Raw genomic sequence first — 17,863 nt, 5'->3', positions numbered from 1 at the left:
CAGCGCAGAATATCAAAAAAATGACCCTCCTGCTTAACAGGAGGGTCTAAAAACTCGATGTTCAATTGATTTTTCATTCAAAAACAAAGAGCTTGATGGTCAAAACCTTAGTTTCTCAACAAGCTGAGAATATCTCCGATATTCCGCAAACCAGCTCCGCTTGCCGCGGGCGATCCGCCAAGCCTCCTCAGCCGCTTTGCGCCTTGCGGGGTCTCGGCTATCTCGCTTTCCCGCAGGCGTCTCCGCTGGTTTGCTCCATATCAAGGGAAGGCAAGAAACCAAGGTGTGCTTCATTTTATTCCCTCTTTTCACGTAGATCCTGGTAAAGAAGCAGGAATAGAATGAAGCGGAAGGCGGCGAAAAACCACTGCTCCTGCATCGCAGCGCTAGCTTCGTCGCAAAGGCCTGCCCTCGCAGGCTTCGGCCAATGCCTTTTCTGCGGGAAAGCGAAGCCGTCGAGACCCTGGAGTCGCGAAGCGACGAAGCGGCTCGGCGCGAGCCCGCGAAAAGCGTCCGCCTGAAGCGGAATGGTTCAGACTGTCAGGGTTTCTCGACAGCATAGAAAGCCGGCGGAATAAAATCCGTCGGCTTTTTATGATTGAAAAGGTTTTCCAAAGACCCGAAAGAGGTAAACTGCACTAAACCATTAAATTCAGCAGTTAAAGCCAATAGGGGGTATATACATGGACAACGAACTGGAACTGGACAACGAAATTTATTCCATCGAGATTTTATGCCAAGGGAAATACGAATCTTGGGACTTTGACAGTGAAAAAAAACGCAATTATTTTTTTGATAAGGTGAAACGGGAATTTTCGGGCCGCGAAATCAAAGAAAAAGAGGAAGACGTCGATGACTCAAAAATTGTTCAGTTAAGCGCCACCAACCTGCAAATCAAAAGCGACGGCGTAACCCAAGTGGTGCCGTATGTGTGGTATGATGCCAGCTTGTTTGAAGAAATGCTCCACTTCATCAATCACAAATACGAGCAATTCTGATTTTCGGGACAATGATAAATGGTTTTAAGCAACTATATAAAAAAACTTCCTGAAATTCAGGAAGTTTGGGAAATCTCTGGTGTATTAATCGCTTCGTAGATGGCAAGGGCGGCATCTTCAATACTTTCATAGAGAACGATTGCTTTGCTGTCAATAAAGGTCAATTCCAAAGTGCGGGTATTTTTAAGGCACTTGACGGAGATATAAGCTTGATCCTCCCGGTGGAAAGACTGCTCAATATTGACGGTGTGGTAATAACGGACTGTTGCTAAAAGGTCTTTAATGCTTTCATAAGACATTTGCATTCTCCTTTCCGAAATGGAAAGTGACTAAGAAAAGTCAAATAGAATCCATGTGTTGCAATAGCTACAGTATACCATGGGTTCCCTTTTTTTAGGGGATTTTTACAGGAAAGACATGTAAATGAAATATATGGACTGCACCGCATTCTTGCTGCAATTTGATTTTTTAGTTGAAAGGAAGGTGCTTCACTTTGGAAATTGCTGTACATGTTGTGCCTCCGGGAGGCGGGGAGATGCAGTTTACCATCCCGATTTCCGAAGACTCTTTTTATCGGCCGATTCCCGGAGACTTTCTTAATTTTCGGGAAGATGATGGGCTTTGCGCTTTTTATGTCATAAATGTCCATCATTATTACGAGAAATTGGATGCAAGCCGTTATATGGCGGAGAATATTGTAATTGAAGCTGAACCCGTGACTTTGCCGGATGACATTGGATCTGAATCCCACCATAAACTGTGCAGAAAATTAAATGCAAACAGAAGATACCCGAATCTTGGCACGTAGTTCAGCAATGAAACCAATTGAATGAAAGCGAGGAATGAAAATGGAAGACCGGAAACCCATCCCCGGTGCCATCCTATCCGCTGATTTAACCATTGCTCACACTGAACAAGTAAGGGATTTTTATGAACAAGTAATCGGATGGCAGCATGGCGGATTGAGCATGGGGAATTACGATGATTATGTCATGACGCGTACAGACGGACAACCCGTGGCAGGCATCTGCCATCCGGAAGGAGAAAATGCAGCATTGCCTCCGGTCTGGCTGGTCTACTTTACGGTAAACGATTTGAACGAGAGCCTTGGTGCATGCAGAAAACTGGGCGGAAAAGTCCATTATGAACCGAAAACTTCAATTGGATCGGGCAGCTATGCAGTGATCGAGTACCCGGCAGGGGCATTTTGTGCAATCACACAAATTTAACGGGCTTGGATAAAATTCTTTAAACCAGATTTACAAAATATTAAAAAGCAGTGGATGGCCATTTAAGGTCATCCACTGCTTTTCAGTTTAACAATAGTTTCGGGATTCAATAAAAGAAGTTCAAGCTTGATCTGCTTCATGCCTGAATTGGTCATCTATTAATGCGGGATTCTCCAAATAATGATCGATATTCGAGTGCAAAGGCTTCAGCCTATCGATTCGATTGATTTTTAGTTGGTCGCCGTTCCATGTCAGGTGCTTTTCCAAAATCCGCTGCTTGAGCCGTTTGTTTCTTGCCCAACGCCGCGCCGTTAAATTGTTCTTTTTGCTTAAAAGGTAAATCTCTACATCCTTTACTGTATCCATGGGCTTCAACCCCTTCTCTATAGTGGATCCTTTTTCACGCAAGCCTATAGAAATGAAATTTAACTCAGGTCAACGTTGCACTTATATTAGTATGGCTATCAGTATTTTACAAGACATGTTCACTTGAAAATAAAAATTATGGAGGGTTCATTGTTACCTTGTTCATAAAACATACATATGTGGCATTGGGTGGGAGGAGTGTTGATAAAAGCTTGGATGAGTTAGATCAATAAGCAATTTCTCTGGACCTAATTAACAAATTAATATTTTTTTATTATATTTGTATTTTCCGAATACTTTATGGTATATTAATAGAACAAACGTTCTTAACTCTTCATAAAGGAGGAACTACCATGGTATTGACAAGAAAAATTGAAAAAAGCGATCATGCCAATGGCCAAGAGCATATCCAAGGGCTGAAGCTGACTAGACATATAAGTAAACTGAGCCAGTGGTTCGAAGAAAATAACAGCGAGAACAAGCCGGAACTGGACGATTGGGACTCACAGGTGATTCAAGAGGAAATTGAAGCGGCCATGCAAAGCAAATGCACCGTCAGAATAAAATCCTGGAAAGACCATGAGTTTCAGTATCATATCGGTACCATTAAACGAATGAACCCCGACACAAAATCCATCTACTACGACGATCCATTCGGGATCAAGCGATTGCCGCTGGACGAAGTGGTAGAAGTCATGGTTGTCCATTAAAAAAAATCCTATTTTAACGAGGCCTTTTAGCTCCTCCCGAGGCTTTTGCCTTAAGCGATTTGAACGGATGCGGACCAAGAGGAAATTTGAAATAGATGATTGAAAAATGGATTAAGACAAGCAGACAAATACTTGCAGAAGCGAAAAACTATGAAAGCGTATAAGTCTTGGGTTAGAATGGTAAGGAGAAAACGCTATTCACCCAGCGGAAAACAGACTATACGAAAGTAGGGAAACCATGAACGCATATGATGAGTACATGAAAGGCATTGTTGTCCCAATGCGCCAAGAACTGACAACAAACGGCTTCAAAGAATTAACGACAGCTGAAGAAGTAAACGAACATATGGCGGAAGCACAAGGAACCAGCTTAGTGGTAATCAACTCAGTTTGCGGCTGTGCAGCAGGACTGGCACGTCCGGCAGTAATCGAAGCTTTGGAGACAACTGCTGCGAAACCGGATCACTTAGTAACGGTTTTTGCAGGGCAGGACAAAGAAGCGACGGCTCAAATGCGCAGTTACTTTGAAGATGTCCCGCCTTCTTCGCCTTCGATTGCCGTTTTGAAAGACGGGCAGCTGGCGTATTTTATTCCACGTGAACAAATTGAAGACCACGATGTAGACCATATCCGCGATCACTTGACTCAAGTGTTGGAGCAGGTATCAGCACAGTGAAGACCATTGTAACGACAGCATACCGGCCGAACGGCAAAACCGACCGACTGGCAGCTCAAGCGGCAACAGATCTTTCCATCCCGTTTGTGCTCCGGAAAAAGCGTTCGATTGAAAAAATCCATGCGGAAGAATGCGCGGATGTGCTGGTTGCAGCAAAAGGACGACTCGAGTTTTACCCATTGGGCAAAACCGAGCCGTTCTTTTTTCATCCCAATTCGGCAGCTTTCCGGACAAAACGCCCGATTGAAGAAGATCCGCTTATAGCCGTTTCAAACCTTGAAGCGGGAGAAGTCTTTTTTGATTGCACGCTTGGCATGGCATCAGACGCCATCGTTGCGGCCTACCGGGTCGGCAGTAAAGGCGAAGTCATCGGCTGTGAAAGCCACCCAGTCCTCGCTTACGTCATCGAACAAGGCTTGGGCCAATATGATGCGATGCCGCACTTGGATGAGGCGATGAAACGGATCCGGGTTGTTTCAAAGAACGCAGTGGATGTATTGAAAAGTTTGCCGGACAATGCCGTGGACGTGGTGTACATGGACCCGATGTTTACGGAAGAAATTACAGAAGCCTCGAATTTTACACCGCTTCGGGGAACGGCAAACAATAGCCAGCTGACGGGCGAATGGGTCAAGGAAGCGGTTCGGGCAGCCCGCAAAAGCGTTGTCCTGAAAGCGCATTTCCGGTCAGTTGATTTTGAAAAGTACGGTTTTGTCCGAAGAGTGCGGCCGAATACGAAATTCCACTATGGTTTCATTGACTGCCGCCAGCAATGAAGGCTGTCGATAGCTATTGGTATGGGGGATTTTTCTAATCAAAAACCATATCTTGCGATAATAAAAAAAGGCAGCCCAGTGGGCTGCCTTTTTGTTTTCCAGCGAACTGGAAGAATTCTTCAGTCTGTGAAGCTCAATGAAGCTAAATATCCAAGCATAAATAATAGTCCAATACCGATAAGCAATGAAGCATCCATGAAAAAATCCTCCTTTTTCAAAAAAACAGAGCTAAATGATTACTATTATTGTACAATGAATTTCAAGAAGATGAAACCTTTACAGACGAAATTCGTATAAATTACAACACGCGTTAATAAAATGTTCAAAATTGAAGGTGATATGGATGAAGAAGTGGTGGCAAAAGTCTTTGATGATTGCAGTGGCTGTCTTAACCTTGGGAGCGATTTCACCCAGCCATCTGATTTGGGAAACTTTATTGGATGAAAAAGCGTTAAGCAATTCGCAGGCATCATCTGGCAATGACAAACAATATAGTTTTGACTGGATCGATCCGAGTGAACTTTATTACGATACCCATCCCTCAATCCTGGATATCGTACATAAAACGGCCGAAGAACAGGCATACCTTAAATTCGGGACAAAAATCGGACCGGTGATCAAAGATGAATTCGAGACGGCCATTTTGCCGAATATTCAGCAGGCAATTGATATGCACTTTGCCGGCATGGATACTGAAACTTTGCGCAAACTGGCAATTTCCGAAAAACCTTCCGGTGATTATTCAGAAAAGATTTTTCACATTTACGATACCGAAACTTCCAAAGATGCCATCCGTTTTCATGTTAGAACCGAGAAAAAACCGCTTGAAGGCTTTTTCTTTAATTTCCATTACCATGTAGCGGAAGACAATTTCCAAAAGCATATTGCCCTGGGCGATATTTACTGGTCCAAAAACACACCGCCTAAATGGCTTTCGTAAAAGCGAAAATTTTCAATATTGACAGCTTCTTAAAACCGTTACATTTGTAACGGTTTTTTTTGTGTGTTTTTGTTATGATAAACATAATAATGGAGGCGAATAAAAATGAAACAATACTTGGATTTATGCCAGCATATTTTACATAATGGCGCGAAAAAGGAAGACCGGACCGGTACAGGCACCTTGAGTGTGTTCGGCCACCAGATGCGCTTTGACTTAAATGAGGGTTTTCCATTGATGACTACGAAAAAAACGGCGTTTCGCTTGATTGTCTCGGAATTGCTTTGGTTTATCAAAGGCGATACGAACGTGAAGACTCTATTGGAAGAAAACAATCACATCTGGGATGAATGGGCATTCGCCCAGTGGGTGGAAAGCGACGAGTACGAGGGGCCGGATATGGCTGATTTCGGAAGACGCTCTCAGAAAGATCCGGAATTTGCAGAACTATATCAGGAACAGATGGCGATTTTCCAGGAGAAAATTTTGAACGAAGATGGCTTTGCCGAAAAATACGGCGACCTTGGCCCGGTATACGGCAAGCAATGGCGGTCATGGGCGAAAACCGACGGCGGCACGATTGACCAGTTGAAAAATGTCATCGAATCGATCAAACAGAATCCGGATTCGCGCCGCCACTTGGTGACGGCATGGAACCCTGAATTTATCGACGAGATGGCGCTTCCGCCATGCCACATCATGTTCCAGTTCTATGTAGCAGACGGCAAATTGTCCTGCCAATTGTACCAGCGCAGCGCCGATGTCTTTTTGGGCGTACCGTTCAATATTGCATCCTACGCCTTGCTGACGCATCTGGTTGCCCGTGAATGCGGCCTCGAAGTGGGCGATTTTGTCCACACAACGGGAGATACGCATCTGTATTCAAACCACATTGAGCAAGTGACGGAACAGCTGTCCAGAGAACCGAAAAAACTGCCGACCGTGAAAATCAATGAAGACGTAGCATCGATTTTTGATTTGGAGCTGGCAGATATTACGATTGAGGGCTATGATCCGCATCCGCGCATCAAAGCGCCTGTTGCAGTTTAAGGGGGAGTTTAGATGATTTCATTAATGGTCGCACATGATCCGAACCGGGTAATCGGAAAAGACAATCAGTTGCCTTGGCATATCCCGGAAGATCTGGCCTATTTCAAAAAACATACCATCGGCAAAGGGATTGTGATGGGGCGCAATACGTATGAATCAATCGGGCGTCCGCTGCCAAAGCGGCGAAATATCGTGGTGACCCGCAATCCGGAATACCGGGCAGACGGCATCGATGTGGTGCATAATTTGGACGAGGCAATTCGCCTTGCAAAAGAACAGGACGAAGAAGTGATGGTCATCGGCGGAGAACAGATCTTCCGGACCATTCTGCCGCAAGCAGACCGCCTGTACATTACGCTCATCAAGCAGGAGTTTGACGGGGATACGTTCTTCCCGGAATACGGCGCGGAATGGACAGCCGTTTCCGAATCGGAAGAGCAGGTTTCAGGTGACATCCGGTTTGTTTACCTGGTGCTGGAACGGAACAACCGCCATGTATAAATCTCTCCGGACTTTCTCGTTTTTATTCGGCTATTTGCCGATTGCAGCAATGAATTTGAAAAAGTTCCGAGCGCAAAAAGAGAATTTGAGCAAACAGGAATACGACGCCCTCATTCATACGGAACCCCGGAAATGGGCGAAAGGCATCATGGAGCGGACAAGGAGCCGGATAGAAACGAGCGGGCTTGAACATTTGCCGGACGGCGCCGCACTTCTTGTAGCCAACCATGAAGGCAATTTTGACATCCCGGTGCTGCTTTCGGAAATTCCGAAGCCGTTCGGGTTTATTTCCAAAAAAGAAGTGAAAAAATTTCCGGTGATCCCGGTATATATGGAAGACATGAATTGTGTGTTTTTGGACCGGACGGACCGAAAAAGCGCTTATAAATCGATTGCGGATACAGTCGGGAAACTGAAAGACGGCCATTCCATCCTGATCTTTCCGGAAGGCACCCGCTCCAAAGGCGAAGGCTTAATCGACTTTAAATCCGGTTTCATCCGCATTGCCAAGGATGCAGGAGTACCGATTGTGCCGATTGCCATACACGGCACATCGGATATTATGGAAAAAAACAATAACCAAATCCGGCCCGGGCACGTAACAATCGGCGTGCTTGAACCGATTACGGCCCAAGAAATTGAAAAAATGAACGCCAAGCAATTGATCGAAAAAGTCAAAAATACAATTGAAGTGGAAGTCCAGGCGATGGCACAGAAAAAAACAGATCTCCAGTAGGTCTGTTTTTCCAAACGGTGCGACGTTTCAGGCCGTTCCATTATAGGAATATAAGAAATAAGGAGAGTGAAGACATGCCAAAAATCCACATCGTAACAGATTCCACCTCAGACTTGAACCCTGAAGTCATTAAACAATATAATCTGCATGTAGTTCCATTAAACATCCAAATCGGCGGGAAAACCTACCTTGACCGCGTGGACTTGGAACCGAAAGCCTTTCTGGAATTAATGGCAAACAGCCCTGAATTGCCGAAAAGTTCTCAGCCGGCTCCGGGCGTTTTCAAGGAATTGTACGACCGCTTAGGCCAAAACGGCGATCAAGTGCTGTCCATCCACATGACGGGCGGCATGAGCGGCACCGTGGAATCCGCACGCACGGCAGCTGAACTTACGGATACAGACGTTACAGTCGTCGATTCCCGCTACATCTCCCACGCACTTGCTTTCCAAGTGCTGGAGGCGGCCGATCTGGCAAGAGCAGGAAAGACGATGGATGAAATAGTGGCACGCTTGGACCTCATACGCGAAAACTCCAAGCTTTATGTCATTCTGGATACGCTTGACAATATGGTGAAAGGCGGACGGATCGGAAAAGGGCGGGCATTGGTCGGCTCTATCCTGAAAATCAAGCCGATTGCTTCGCTCGACGGCGGAGAATACACGCCTGTTGCAAAAGCCCGCAGCTACAAGCAAGTGGTCCAGTATTTGATGGATGACTTTAAAGAGCGGACGCAGGGGAAACAAGTGAAAGGGATCGGCATAGCCCATGCAGAAGGCTTTAATATGGCCAATCCTTTGAAACAAGAGCTGGAAGCAGCCGGATTTACGGATATTAAAATGGATTATACGACACCCGTCATTTCAACCCATACGGGAGTAGGCGCGTTTGCCTTTATGTTTTATACAGATTGACCCATTCAAATAGCAAAAAGGGGAGATAAACTTGAAACGCATCCTGTTCATCGTAGTTTTGGCACTGTTTGTATTAGCGGGATGCAGTTCAACTTTCATCTTTGGCAATGACGAAGCGGAACCCCGTGTGCCGATCGCTTTTACGGAATATCGTGTGCCGCCTAACTTTGTCCCTCAGGCGCTGATTATTACAGCGCTTGGCGATTCGCTGTCCCAGGGAGTCGGCGATACGGAAAACCGGGGCGGCTATGTCGGCAGACTGGCAAGTGAAATCAGTGACTGGCCAGGCGTTCGGGGGGCGATTGTGGAGAATACGGCGAAACGGGGCCGCAGAAGCGATCAGCTGCTCGCCATGTTCCAGAAAGGACAATTGACAGGGCCGTTGACAGAAGCGGATTACGTTGTCATGACGATCGGCGGCAATGATATTATGCGGATTGTCAAACGGGATTTGTTTTCTTTGAACATCGAAGCATTTGCTGAAGAACTGGAAGTATATGAAACGCGGTATGAAAACATCTACGCTTCCATCCGGTCCATTAACCCGACAGTTCCCATTGTTGCCATCGGTGTCTACAATCCCTTTTCCCTGATCACCGATGAAGTGGAAGAATTTGATCAAATTATTTCCGACTACAACGAATCGATGCGGGAAATTACAGAAGCGGACCCTTTGGCATGTTATGTGCCGGTAAGCGATTTGTTTATCGGCAATGATAATTTGGTATATCATACGGATTTTTTCCATCCAAACAGTAAAGGATATGACTTAATGACAGACAGGATTCTTGAACGCATGGAAGAATGCGGGTTGAGTTTTCAGGAATAGGAAGTGATGATTATGAAAATCTGGCGCTTGGCCTTTTTTATCTTGCTGGGATTAAACCTTCTTGCACTTCTGGCATTTATTATTTTCCTTACCACTCCAGCGAAAGGCCATTCCTTGGCGAGCGCAAGTTCAGTAGAAGGGATAGATGGCCATTCCGTCATGCTGAATGTGACAAAAGCGGATTTCGAAGGAATTGCCAATACGTATATCCAGCAGGAAATGGCCAATTCGCCCATTCCGTTGACTTTGGCGGTAAACGGCGATGTCAGCCTGTCGACAGAAATTGAAGTCTTCTCAGTAGCCTTGCCGATCCTGCTTCGATTTGATCCGCTTGTACAGGAAGACGGCAATTTGCTGCTGGTCCAGAAATCCGTAGAAGTTGGCATGCTGGATATTCCACCCGAGTCTGCGTTAAAATTATTACGGGATTCGGTAAATCTTCCTAATTTTATGGACGTGTTGCCAGCAGAAGAACAAGTGCTGTTGAAACTGACGGAAATTCCGCTGGACGGCGGCATTTCGGTTCAGGCAACTTCGTTCAATTTGGAGGAAGATGATATCCGGTTGCGCGTTACCATTCAGCAATAAGAACGGAGTGATGGGATGAAGACAGAAAAAGCGACATTTGCAGGCGGTTGTTTTTGGTGCATGGTCAAACCGTTTGATTCGTATGACGGCATTGAATCGGTAGTCAGCGGATATACGGGCGGGCATGTTGAGAACCCGACTTATGAACAAGTTTGTTCCGAAACGACGGGCCATTACGAAGCAGTCCAGATCACCTTCCAGCCGGAAGTTTTTCCATACGAAAAGTTGCTGGAAGTATTTTGGAGCCAAATCGATCCGACCGATGCGGGCGGGCAGTTCTTTGACCGGGGCCAGTCTTACCAGACGGCTATTTTTTACCATTCGGAAGAGCAGCGGATCGCTGCAGAACAATCCAAGCAGGAGTTAGAGAATTCCGGCAAGTTCTCCAAACCGATTGCGACGAAAATATTGGAAGCCAAGCCGTTTTATTTGGCAGAAGATTACCATCAGGACTATTATAAGAAAAACCCTGCCCATTACAACCGTTATTCTGTTGGTTCTGGACGGGCAGGATTTATCGAAAAAAATTGGGGTGGACAAGCATGAAAGAAGAACTAAAAGCAAAATTGACGCCGATGCAATACCACGTCACACAGGAAAACGGCACCGAGCCGCCATTCCAGGGCGAATACGATCAGCACTTTGAAGAAGGCATTTATGTCGACATCGTGTCCGGCAAACCGTTATTCAGTTCAAAAGACAAATACGATGCACATTGCGGCTGGCCGGCATTTGCCAAACCGCTTGAAGGCAGTGAAATTAAAGAAAGCTTTGACACCAGCCATGGCATGAGAAGAACGGAAGTGCGCAGTGCGACTGCCGATTCACATTTGGGGCATTTGTTCCCGGATGGGCCTTCTTCATTAGGCGGCTTGCGTTATTGCATCAACTCCGCGGCTTTGCGTTTTGTGCCCAAAGAGCAGCTGGAAGCAGAAGGATACTCCGAATACAAGCAGTTGTTTGAATAACTGAAAACCCGGACAGCTGTCCGGGTTTTTTCTGTCTAAGCTTTAGTGCAGAGGTTTTATAATTGGTCAACAAAGGGAGGAAGAAAATGAAACGTTCTTTTTATCAATTTGCTTTAAAGTACCGGGGGAAAGTCCGTCCGGATGATTTTTCACGATTTGCGGATGCTATGTTCCTGGACCATTCGTTTCCAAAGAGCTCGGAAGATTTTGAGGATCTTTCCCGCTATATTGAAGAAAAGGCCCACCCGGTCATGAAAGCATCCACTTTCGATGCCATATGGGATGAATATACAGCACTTTAAGGCAATGCGTTGCACTTGCCGCTAAAAAACAGTATGATAAGAACGACTAAAATTAAAGTGAGGTTTTATGATGAGCGTCCATATTAATGCAAAAAAAGGCGATATCGCTGATACGATTTTACTTCCTGGAGATCCGCTTCGTGCAAAATACATTGCCGAAACATTTCTTGAAGATGTAGTACTTTACAACGAAGTGCGCAACATGTTCGGCTATACGGGTACATACAAAGGCAAACGCATTTCAGTTCAAGGAACAGGAATGGGAGTTCCTTCCATTTCCATCTATGTAACTGAATTGATGAACGAATACGATGTCCAAAAATTGATCCGCGTCGGTACGTGCGGTTCGATCCACAAAGATGTAAAAGTCCGTGACGTAATCATTGCACAAAGTGCATCAACGGATTCGAAAATGAACGAAATTATCTTTAATGGCATTGATTTCGCTCCGACTGCAGATTTCGATCTATTGTTGAAAGCGTATAATGCTGGTTTGGAAAAGAACTTGAGCTTGCGTGTGGGGAACGTCTTTACTGAAGATGTCTTCTACAATGAACATGCAGAGCACGAAAAATGGGCGCAGTACGGAGTATTGGCTCTGGAAATGGAATCTGCAGCGCTTTACACATTGGCAGCTAAATTCGGCCGCCAGGCATTGTCCATCTTGACAGTTAGCGATCACTTGCTGACAGGTGAAGTGACAACGTCTGAAGAACGCCAGACGACTTTCAATGACATGATTATCGTAGCACTTGAAGCAGCGATCAAGGAATAATAGCTGTTTTTAGAGGGCAACCAAGTCCGCTATGAAATCATTGAACCAATGAAGCTTGAACGGGCAAATCAGACGCCCGCTAAAGCGGAATAAAAAGAGTAAAGACTGTCTAGACAGTCTTTTTCTTTTAATTTTTTCAAAAGCTTGATAAAATCGATACAGTTTGAAGTGCAATTAAGAAAGTGGTGAAAGAAATGGATGATAAGCGTCCAGGCGAAAATCAAGAACAGATTCCGCCTGTTGATGAAGCGCCTGCCCATTTTATCCGGATGAAAACATTCTACTTTATCATGCTTGTGTTCACCTTGATACTATGTACGGCCGGATTAACGGTATTTGCTTTAACTTTTGGGGATGAAAAGGCAGTTGAAGTCAGCTCTCCCGAAAGACGGGGATTTGAAAAATTATATGCAGCTTACGATCAAGTGCAGCAAGAATACTTTGAAGACGTCGACAGCGATGTGTTGATCAATGGCGCTATTAACGGAATGGTGGAATCTCTTGGAGATCCTTACTCCGATTATATGAACCAAGAAGAAGCAGCCCAGTTCTCACAAGGCATTTCATCCAGCTTCCAAGGGATTGGCGCCGAAGTACAGGAACGCAATGGCTTTATCAATATCGTTTCACCGATTAAAGGCTCTCCTGCTGAAAAAGCAGGCTTGAAACCGGGAGACAAAATCCTGGAAGTAGACGGCGAAAGCATCCAGGGCTTCAGTGCTTCTGAAGCGGTTATGCTTATCCGCGGCGAAAAAGGGACAGAAGTGACATTAACAATCCAGCGCGGCGATATGGCAGAACCGCTCGACGTCAAAATTGTGCGGGACGATATTCCAATCGAAACGGTTTATCCGGAAATGATTGGTGATGGCGTAGCGCATATCCAAGTAACGAGCTTCTCTGAAAACACAGCGCAGGAATTGACCGACGCGATCAGTGAAATGGAAAAGCAAGGGATGAAAGCCATGGTCATGGACGTCCGCCAAAACCCTGGCGGTCTATTGACAACAGCGCTTGAAATTTCCAACTTGTTCATTGACGAAGGAAAAGAAATGTTTGAAGTGCAGGCCAAAGGCGAAGAGCCTGAAATTTACTTAGCGGAGTCAGGTTCGAAAGTGAAAGTGCCGGTCACTTTATTGATTGACGGCGGAAGCGCTTCGGCATCCGAGATTTTAGCGGGCGCGATGAAAGAATCGGCGGACGTTACATTGATTGGAGAAAACACATTCGGCAAAGGAACCGTGCAGACAGCCAATGATATGGCCGATGGGTCGAACTTAAAGTTCACGACAGCGAAATGGCTGACGCCGGACGGCAATTGGATTCATGAAAAAGGAATTGCCCCGGATGTGAAAGTGGCTTATCCGGAATATGCATCGTTGCCAGTGTTGGATTCTTCGATTGAAATGAAGGATGGCGCCATTTCTGAACAAGTGAAAACAGCTGAACAGATGCTTGAAGCGCTCGGCTATGAAGTCGGCAAAGTGGACGGCGTTTTTGAAGAACAGCTGACAGATGCAGTCGAACAGTTCCAGGAAGACAACGAACTGGAAACGACAGGCGTGGTGACGGGCGATACTACATTTGCCATCATGGAAGCCTTAAGCAAGAAAATCGATGAAGAAGACCCGCAGCTTATGGAAGCGAAAAAAATCGTGATGGAAGAAGCGGGCCTAAAAGCTGAACCTGCAAAAGAATCAGCGGAAGAAGAACCGAAAGAATAAAAAATGAGGTCCGCACTTGCGGGCCTTTTCTTACGGCGAATTAATAGAGGGGGATTCCATGATTGATGTATACCTATTTAGCGGATTTTTAGGAAGCGGCAAAACCACGCTTCTGAAACACGTCATCCAGCAAGCGAAAGATGCCGGATTAAAACCGGCAGTGTTCATGAACGAATTAGGCGAAATGAATTTTGACTCGGATGCTGTGGAAGACGGCATCCCATTAAAAGAACTGCTGGACGGCTGCATTTGCTGCACCGGTTCGGAGAAATCGGAAGCCCAGCTGCAAACGCTCCTCGCAGAAGAAGAGTTTGATGTCCTACTGATTGAAACTACAGGTGCAGCGCATCCTGTAGAAGCGCTCGATGCCATTTTCTCGCCGCTTTTTGCAGAAAAACTGAAATTCAAAGGCATCGTCACGGTGGCCGACAGCAAACGCTGGCTCGACCGCAGCCAGTTGTCGCCACAGATCCGTTCGCTTTACCTGGAACAGATCCGCCATGCCGATTTGATTTTGGCGAATAAGATGGATCTTTTAATGGAAGCCGAACAGGCCCAAGTGACGTTTGAAGTGCAAGGGCTGAATCCGGAAGCACAGATCATTCAAACCGTGCAGTCCAAAGTGCCTTTTTCTCAGCTTCAGAAAATATCCGCAAGCAAAAGCGGGACCGTCCAAGAAGCGCCGGTTTCCAAACTGAATTTAAATGCCAAAGTCCTGGAGTTTCAAAACCCGGTAAAACGGGACGATTTCGAGGAATGGCTGCGCGCCTTGCCGGAATCGGTATTCCGCATCAAAGGCTACGTGCCGCTCGAAGGGGATAAATACCCGCACGCATTCCAGTATGCTTACGGCATGGCCCAATGGCTTCCGGAATACATGAAAATGCAGACGCAAATCGTCGTCATCGGAGAAAGCCTGGAAGGGATCGAGCTGCCGTGATCGAAGCTTACCGCAAACTATGGCCGAACCGGGCCGGAGTGGACGCCATCTCCACGGAAGAAGAGCTCGAACAAAAAATCCGGATTGAACTCAACGACGAACTGACGCATCCAAGAGTCCGCAAAACACGGCAGCAAAAACTTGAACTTGCCTTAACCCGCATTGACCAATCGGATCTCAACGCGGAAGAGAAAAACAGTTTATCGGCGTTATACAAAAAGATTGCCGCTCACTGAGCGGCAATCTTTTTTTGTATTTTATTGAGTCTGAATGACAAGGTGACAGCGCCTGCAGTCAACCCGGCGATCAAACCGATCCAGTAGCCGAACGCTTCAAAACCGGTGAAGGTTGCGAGCAGGAAGCCTGATGGCAAGCCGATGACCCAGTACGAAATCAACGCCATGATGAAAGTGATGTTGACGTCCTTATAGCCGCGGAGCGCTCCTTGCACAGGGGCCTGTATGGCATCTGAAAGCTGGAACAGTGCTGCAAACACCAGGAACTGCACCGCCAGATTGATCACAGCCGGATCTGATGAATACAAAGCGGCAATGTCGTGGCGCAGGAAATACAAGGTGAACGCCGATACAAAACTGAAGGCGACCGCTGAAATGACGCTGATCCAGCTATACTGCCGGGCGTCGTGAAAGCGTTTGGCTCCGACTTCAAAGCCGACGAGAATGGTGGCTCCCATGGAAATGCTGAGCGGCAGCATATACAACAGCGAAGTGAAGTTGATGGCGATTTGATGTGCTGCAATGGTGATGGTGCCATAAGTGCTCATCATGAGCGTGACGGCAGAGAAAATGCTCGTCTCGGCAAATATGGAAATGCCGATTGGTACCCCAATGCGGCTGATTTCTTTTATGCGGACAACTGAGAATTTTGCCCAACCGCTGAAAATCTCAAAAGACTTGAATGGTTTTCGCGTATGGACAATCCAGCCGGCGATAAACAGCACAATCCAATAGGTGATGGCGGAAGCATAACCTGCTCCAGCACCGCCCAATTCCGGAAAGCCGAAATTCCCAAAGATCAGCAAATAATTGAAAAACACGTTGATCGGTGCCGAAAGAAGTGAAATGAACATGGAAACCCTTGTTGCGCCGAGTGCATCGATATAATAGCGGAGCACGTTATAGATAAACAGCGGAATCAGCCCGAGGCTCATCGCAAAAATGTATTCGTCCGCTACCGATTCGACCGCGGCTTCGAGAGTCATCAGACCCAGGAGACTGTCGGCTCCGAAAAAGAAAAAGGTGAAAATGAGGACAGCGAGGATAAACGCCAAGTATATCCCTTGCTGTACGGCATCTTTCACTTCTTCTCTTTTCGCTGCACCCATTAATTGTGCTACAATTGGGGTGATGGACATGAGGATTCCGGCGAGTCCGATATAAACCGGCATCCAAAAAGAAGACCCGATCGAGACGCCCGCTAAATCTTCCGTATTGTAACGGGCGGTCATATAAATATCAAAAAATGTGACTAAGTACATCGCAACTTGTGTAACCAAAATCGGAAAAACAATGCGAAGCAGCATCTTGAATTTCTCCGTTTTTGTCTTCGTTTCAAACATGATCCATCCTCCAGTAAACTAACAACAATATACTAAATAAAAATAAGTATAGCATAGAAGCCTCCTTTTATCGGAACGCTCCTGGAAAGATGCATACGCAATTTTTAAGACAAGAGAGTAGGACAGCAAAATGAATAAGCAAACAATTTTATTGACAGGCGGCGGAACAGCGGGGCACGTATCGCTGAACCAGGCGCTGATTCCTGAACTGGAAAAAATGGGCTACAATGTGGAATACATTGGCTCAAAAGACGGCATTGAGAGTGAACTGATCCCTGAGGCTTTTCCGAAAGTCCGGTATCACGCCATTTCAAGCGGCAAATTGCGCCGTTATTTTTCCATGAAGAATTTCACCGATCCTGCGCGTGTCGGAAAAGGTCTTCTTCAAGCAATGAACATCATCCGGAAAACCAAACCGGCTGCGATCTTTTCAAAAGGCGGCTTTGTCTCAGTGCCCGTTGCGATGGCTGGAAAAGCCTTGTCTGTGCCGGTCATCATCCATGAATCCGATGTAACCCCGGGCCTTGCAAACAAAATCGCCATGCCTTTTGCCAATCATATTTTCACAGTGTTCAATGAAACATTGAAACATCTGCCAAAAGAAAAATCCACATGCACCGGATCGGTTATCCGGGGGGAGCTGATGGAAGGTTCTGCTGAAATCGGCAGAAGCCTCTGCAATTTCGACAACGGCCGTCCTGTTTTGATGATCATGGGCGGCAGCCAAGGTTCGGCAGTTATTAACGATGCCATCCGCGCGAACTTGCCGGCACTTTTGAAAGAATTCAATATCGTCCATTTATGCGGCAAAGACAATGTGGACAGAAATCTGGAAAGTGTGCCGAATTATAGCCAATTCGAATATGTCACAACAGAACTGCCTCATTTGCTGCATTTGACGGATTTTGTCGTGTCTCGCGCGGGCTCTAATTCGATTTTTGAATTTTTGGCATTGAAAAAACCGATGCTGTTGATTCCGCTGTCGAAACAGCAAAGCCGCGGTGACCAGATTCTGAATGCGGAACTGTTTAAAAAACAAGGGTTGGCAAACGTTGTCGAGGAAGAAGAACTGACGCCGGAACGCTTTTTGGCGGAAATGAAAAAACTGCAGCTGGATGAAGAATTGCTGATCGACCGCATGACAAAAGCGGAAGCGCCGAAAACGGCATCTGCCATGGCTGAACTGGTAGCAGCACACGCCAAGAAAAAATAACGAGGCTTTCCTGCCTGTTCATGATGCATAAATAACTAGTACAAGAGGT

General features: G+C 46.1%; 24 protein-coding genes. 21 read left to right on the top strand and 3 right to left on the bottom strand.

The window, feature by feature from the left end:
* The first annotated feature begins 683 nt into the window (after positions 1–683).
* Positions 684–998 carry a hypothetical protein gene (locus tag HU147_RS15700; RefSeq protein WP_224077104.1) on the top strand — a complete coding sequence of 105 codons (315 nt, stop codon included), beginning with the start codon at positions 684–686 and terminating at the stop codon, positions 996–998.
* Between the two features lie 56 nt (positions 999–1,054).
* Here the strand turns inward: HU147_RS15700 and HU147_RS15695 are convergent, their stop codons facing one another.
* Positions 1,055–1,297: a hypothetical protein gene (locus HU147_RS15695; RefSeq protein WP_224077103.1), complete on the bottom strand. Its 243-nt coding sequence runs from the start codon at positions 1,295–1,297 to the stop codon at positions 1,055–1,057.
* A gap of 236 nt (positions 1,298–1,533) precedes the next feature.
* Between HU147_RS15695 and HU147_RS15690 the strand changes: the two genes are divergently transcribed.
* Positions 1,534–1,806, top strand: coding sequence for a hypothetical protein (locus HU147_RS15690; protein WP_224077102.1), 273 nt, complete (start codon positions 1,534–1,536; stop codon positions 1,804–1,806).
* Positions 1,807–1,840: 34 nt separating this feature from the next.
* Positions 1,841–2,227 carry a VOC family protein gene (locus HU147_RS15685; protein ID WP_224077101.1) on the top strand — a complete coding sequence of 129 codons (387 nt, stop codon included), beginning with the start codon at positions 1,841–1,843 and terminating at the stop codon, positions 2,225–2,227.
* Positions 2,228–2,347: 120 nt separating this feature from the next.
* On the opposite strand, the gene HU147_RS15680 is transcribed toward HU147_RS15685, so the two are convergent.
* Positions 2,348–2,593: a hypothetical protein gene (locus tag HU147_RS15680; RefSeq protein WP_224077100.1), complete on the bottom strand. Its 246-nt coding sequence runs from the start codon at positions 2,591–2,593 to the stop codon at positions 2,348–2,350.
* Between the two features lie 353 nt (positions 2,594–2,946).
* Here HU147_RS15680 and HU147_RS15675 point away from each other — a divergent pair, with 353 nt between their 5' ends.
* The 17 genes from HU147_RS15675 to HU147_RS15595 all read left to right on the top strand — a co-directional run bounded on the left by HU147_RS15675 (position 2,947) and on the right by HU147_RS15595 (position 15,258).
* Positions 2,947–3,303, top strand: a complete 357-nt coding sequence (locus tag HU147_RS15675; RefSeq protein WP_224077099.1) for a YolD-like family protein — start codon at positions 2,947–2,949, stop codon at positions 3,301–3,303.
* Between the two features lie 238 nt (positions 3,304–3,541).
* Positions 3,542–3,979, top strand: a complete 438-nt coding sequence (locus HU147_RS15670; RefSeq protein ID WP_224077098.1) for a BrxA/BrxB family bacilliredoxin — start codon at positions 3,542–3,544, stop codon at positions 3,977–3,979.
* Complete coding sequence (locus HU147_RS15665) at positions 3,976–4,755, top strand: class I SAM-dependent methyltransferase (protein ID WP_224077097.1); 780 nt, start codon at positions 3,976–3,978, stop codon at positions 4,753–4,755. The genes HU147_RS15670 and HU147_RS15665 overlap by 4 nt, the downstream gene beginning before the upstream one ends.
* A 343-nt stretch (positions 4,756–5,098) precedes the next feature.
* Positions 5,099–5,695 (top strand): YpjP family protein, encoded by a 597-nt coding sequence (locus HU147_RS15660; RefSeq protein ID WP_224077096.1) that lies wholly within the window; start codon positions 5,099–5,101, stop codon positions 5,693–5,695.
* 105 nt (positions 5,696–5,800) lie between these two features.
* Positions 5,801–6,745 (top strand): thymidylate synthase, encoded by a 945-nt coding sequence (locus HU147_RS15655; protein ID WP_224077095.1) that lies wholly within the window; start codon positions 5,801–5,803, stop codon positions 6,743–6,745.
* A 12-nt stretch (positions 6,746–6,757) separates the two neighbouring features.
* On the top strand, positions 6,758–7,246 hold the full coding sequence (locus HU147_RS15650) for a dihydrofolate reductase (RefSeq protein ID WP_224077094.1): 489 nt from the start codon (positions 6,758–6,760) through the stop codon (positions 7,244–7,246).
* Positions 7,239–7,982 (top strand): lysophospholipid acyltransferase family protein, encoded by a 744-nt coding sequence (locus HU147_RS15645; protein WP_224077093.1) that lies wholly within the window; start codon positions 7,239–7,241, stop codon positions 7,980–7,982. Before HU147_RS15650 ends, HU147_RS15645 begins: the two co-directional genes overlap by 8 nt.
* 74 nt (positions 7,983–8,056) lie before the next feature.
* Positions 8,057–8,896: a DegV family protein gene (locus tag HU147_RS15640; protein WP_224077092.1), complete on the top strand. Its 840-nt coding sequence runs from the start codon at positions 8,057–8,059 to the stop codon at positions 8,894–8,896.
* A 31-nt stretch (positions 8,897–8,927) separates the two neighbouring features.
* The gene (locus HU147_RS15635; RefSeq protein WP_224077091.1) at positions 8,928–9,725 is read left to right on the top strand and encodes a GDSL-type esterase/lipase family protein; all 798 of its coding nucleotides are present in this window, start codon (positions 8,928–8,930) and stop codon (positions 9,723–9,725) included.
* A gap of 12 nt (positions 9,726–9,737) precedes the next feature.
* Positions 9,738–10,313 (top strand): YpmS family protein, encoded by a 576-nt coding sequence (locus HU147_RS15630; RefSeq protein WP_224077090.1) that lies wholly within the window; start codon positions 9,738–9,740, stop codon positions 10,311–10,313.
* A 15-nt stretch (positions 10,314–10,328) separates the two neighbouring features.
* Positions 10,329–10,859: a peptide-methionine (S)-S-oxide reductase MsrA gene (msrA, locus tag HU147_RS15625; RefSeq protein WP_224077089.1), complete on the top strand. Its 531-nt coding sequence runs from the start codon at positions 10,329–10,331 to the stop codon at positions 10,857–10,859.
* Positions 10,856–11,281, top strand: coding sequence for a peptide-methionine (R)-S-oxide reductase MsrB (gene msrB, locus HU147_RS15620; RefSeq protein WP_224077088.1), 426 nt, complete (start codon positions 10,856–10,858; stop codon positions 11,279–11,281). Before msrA ends, msrB begins: the two co-directional genes overlap by 4 nt.
* A gap of 86 nt (positions 11,282–11,367) precedes the next feature.
* Positions 11,368–11,583: a YozE family protein gene (locus tag HU147_RS15615; RefSeq protein ID WP_224077087.1), complete on the top strand. Its 216-nt coding sequence runs from the start codon at positions 11,368–11,370 to the stop codon at positions 11,581–11,583.
* A 70-nt stretch (positions 11,584–11,653) separates the two neighbouring features.
* On the top strand, positions 11,654–12,358 hold the full coding sequence (gene deoD / locus HU147_RS15610; RefSeq protein ID WP_224077086.1) for a purine-nucleoside phosphorylase: 705 nt from the start codon (positions 11,654–11,656) through the stop codon (positions 12,356–12,358).
* Between the two features lie 194 nt (positions 12,359–12,552).
* On the top strand, positions 12,553–14,082 hold the full coding sequence (locus HU147_RS15605) for a S41 family peptidase (RefSeq protein WP_224077110.1): 1,530 nt from the start codon (positions 12,553–12,555) through the stop codon (positions 14,080–14,082).
* A gap of 58 nt (positions 14,083–14,140) precedes the next feature.
* Entirely contained in the window at positions 14,141–15,022 is an 882-nt protein-coding gene (locus tag HU147_RS15600; RefSeq protein ID WP_224077085.1) for a CobW family GTP-binding protein, read from the top strand.
* Positions 15,019–15,258 (top strand): hypothetical protein, encoded by a 240-nt coding sequence (locus HU147_RS15595; protein WP_224077084.1) that lies wholly within the window; start codon positions 15,019–15,021, stop codon positions 15,256–15,258. Before HU147_RS15600 ends, HU147_RS15595 begins: the two co-directional genes overlap by 4 nt.
* Here the strand turns inward: HU147_RS15595 and HU147_RS15590 are convergent.
* The gene (locus tag HU147_RS15590; protein ID WP_224077083.1) at positions 15,252–16,601 is read right to left on the bottom strand and encodes an MATE family efflux transporter; all 1,350 of its coding nucleotides are present in this window, start codon (positions 16,599–16,601) and stop codon (positions 15,252–15,254) included. The genes HU147_RS15595 and HU147_RS15590 overlap by 7 nt on opposite strands.
* A 130-nt stretch (positions 16,602–16,731) precedes the next feature.
* On the opposite strand from HU147_RS15590, the gene HU147_RS15585 reads away from it, so the two are divergent.
* The gene (locus tag HU147_RS15585) at positions 16,732–17,814 is read left to right on the top strand and encodes an undecaprenyldiphospho-muramoylpentapeptide beta-N-acetylglucosaminyltransferase (protein WP_224077082.1); all 1,083 of its coding nucleotides are present in this window, start codon (positions 16,732–16,734) and stop codon (positions 17,812–17,814) included.
* The last annotated feature ends 49 nt before the right edge of the window (positions 17,815–17,863 follow it).

The organism is Planococcus chinensis, from assembly GCF_020071995.1.
Taxonomy (GTDB): domain Bacteria; phylum Bacillota; class Bacilli; order Bacillales_A; family Planococcaceae; genus Planococcus; species Planococcus chinensis_A.
This window is presented reverse-complemented; position numbering and strand designations above follow the sequence as displayed.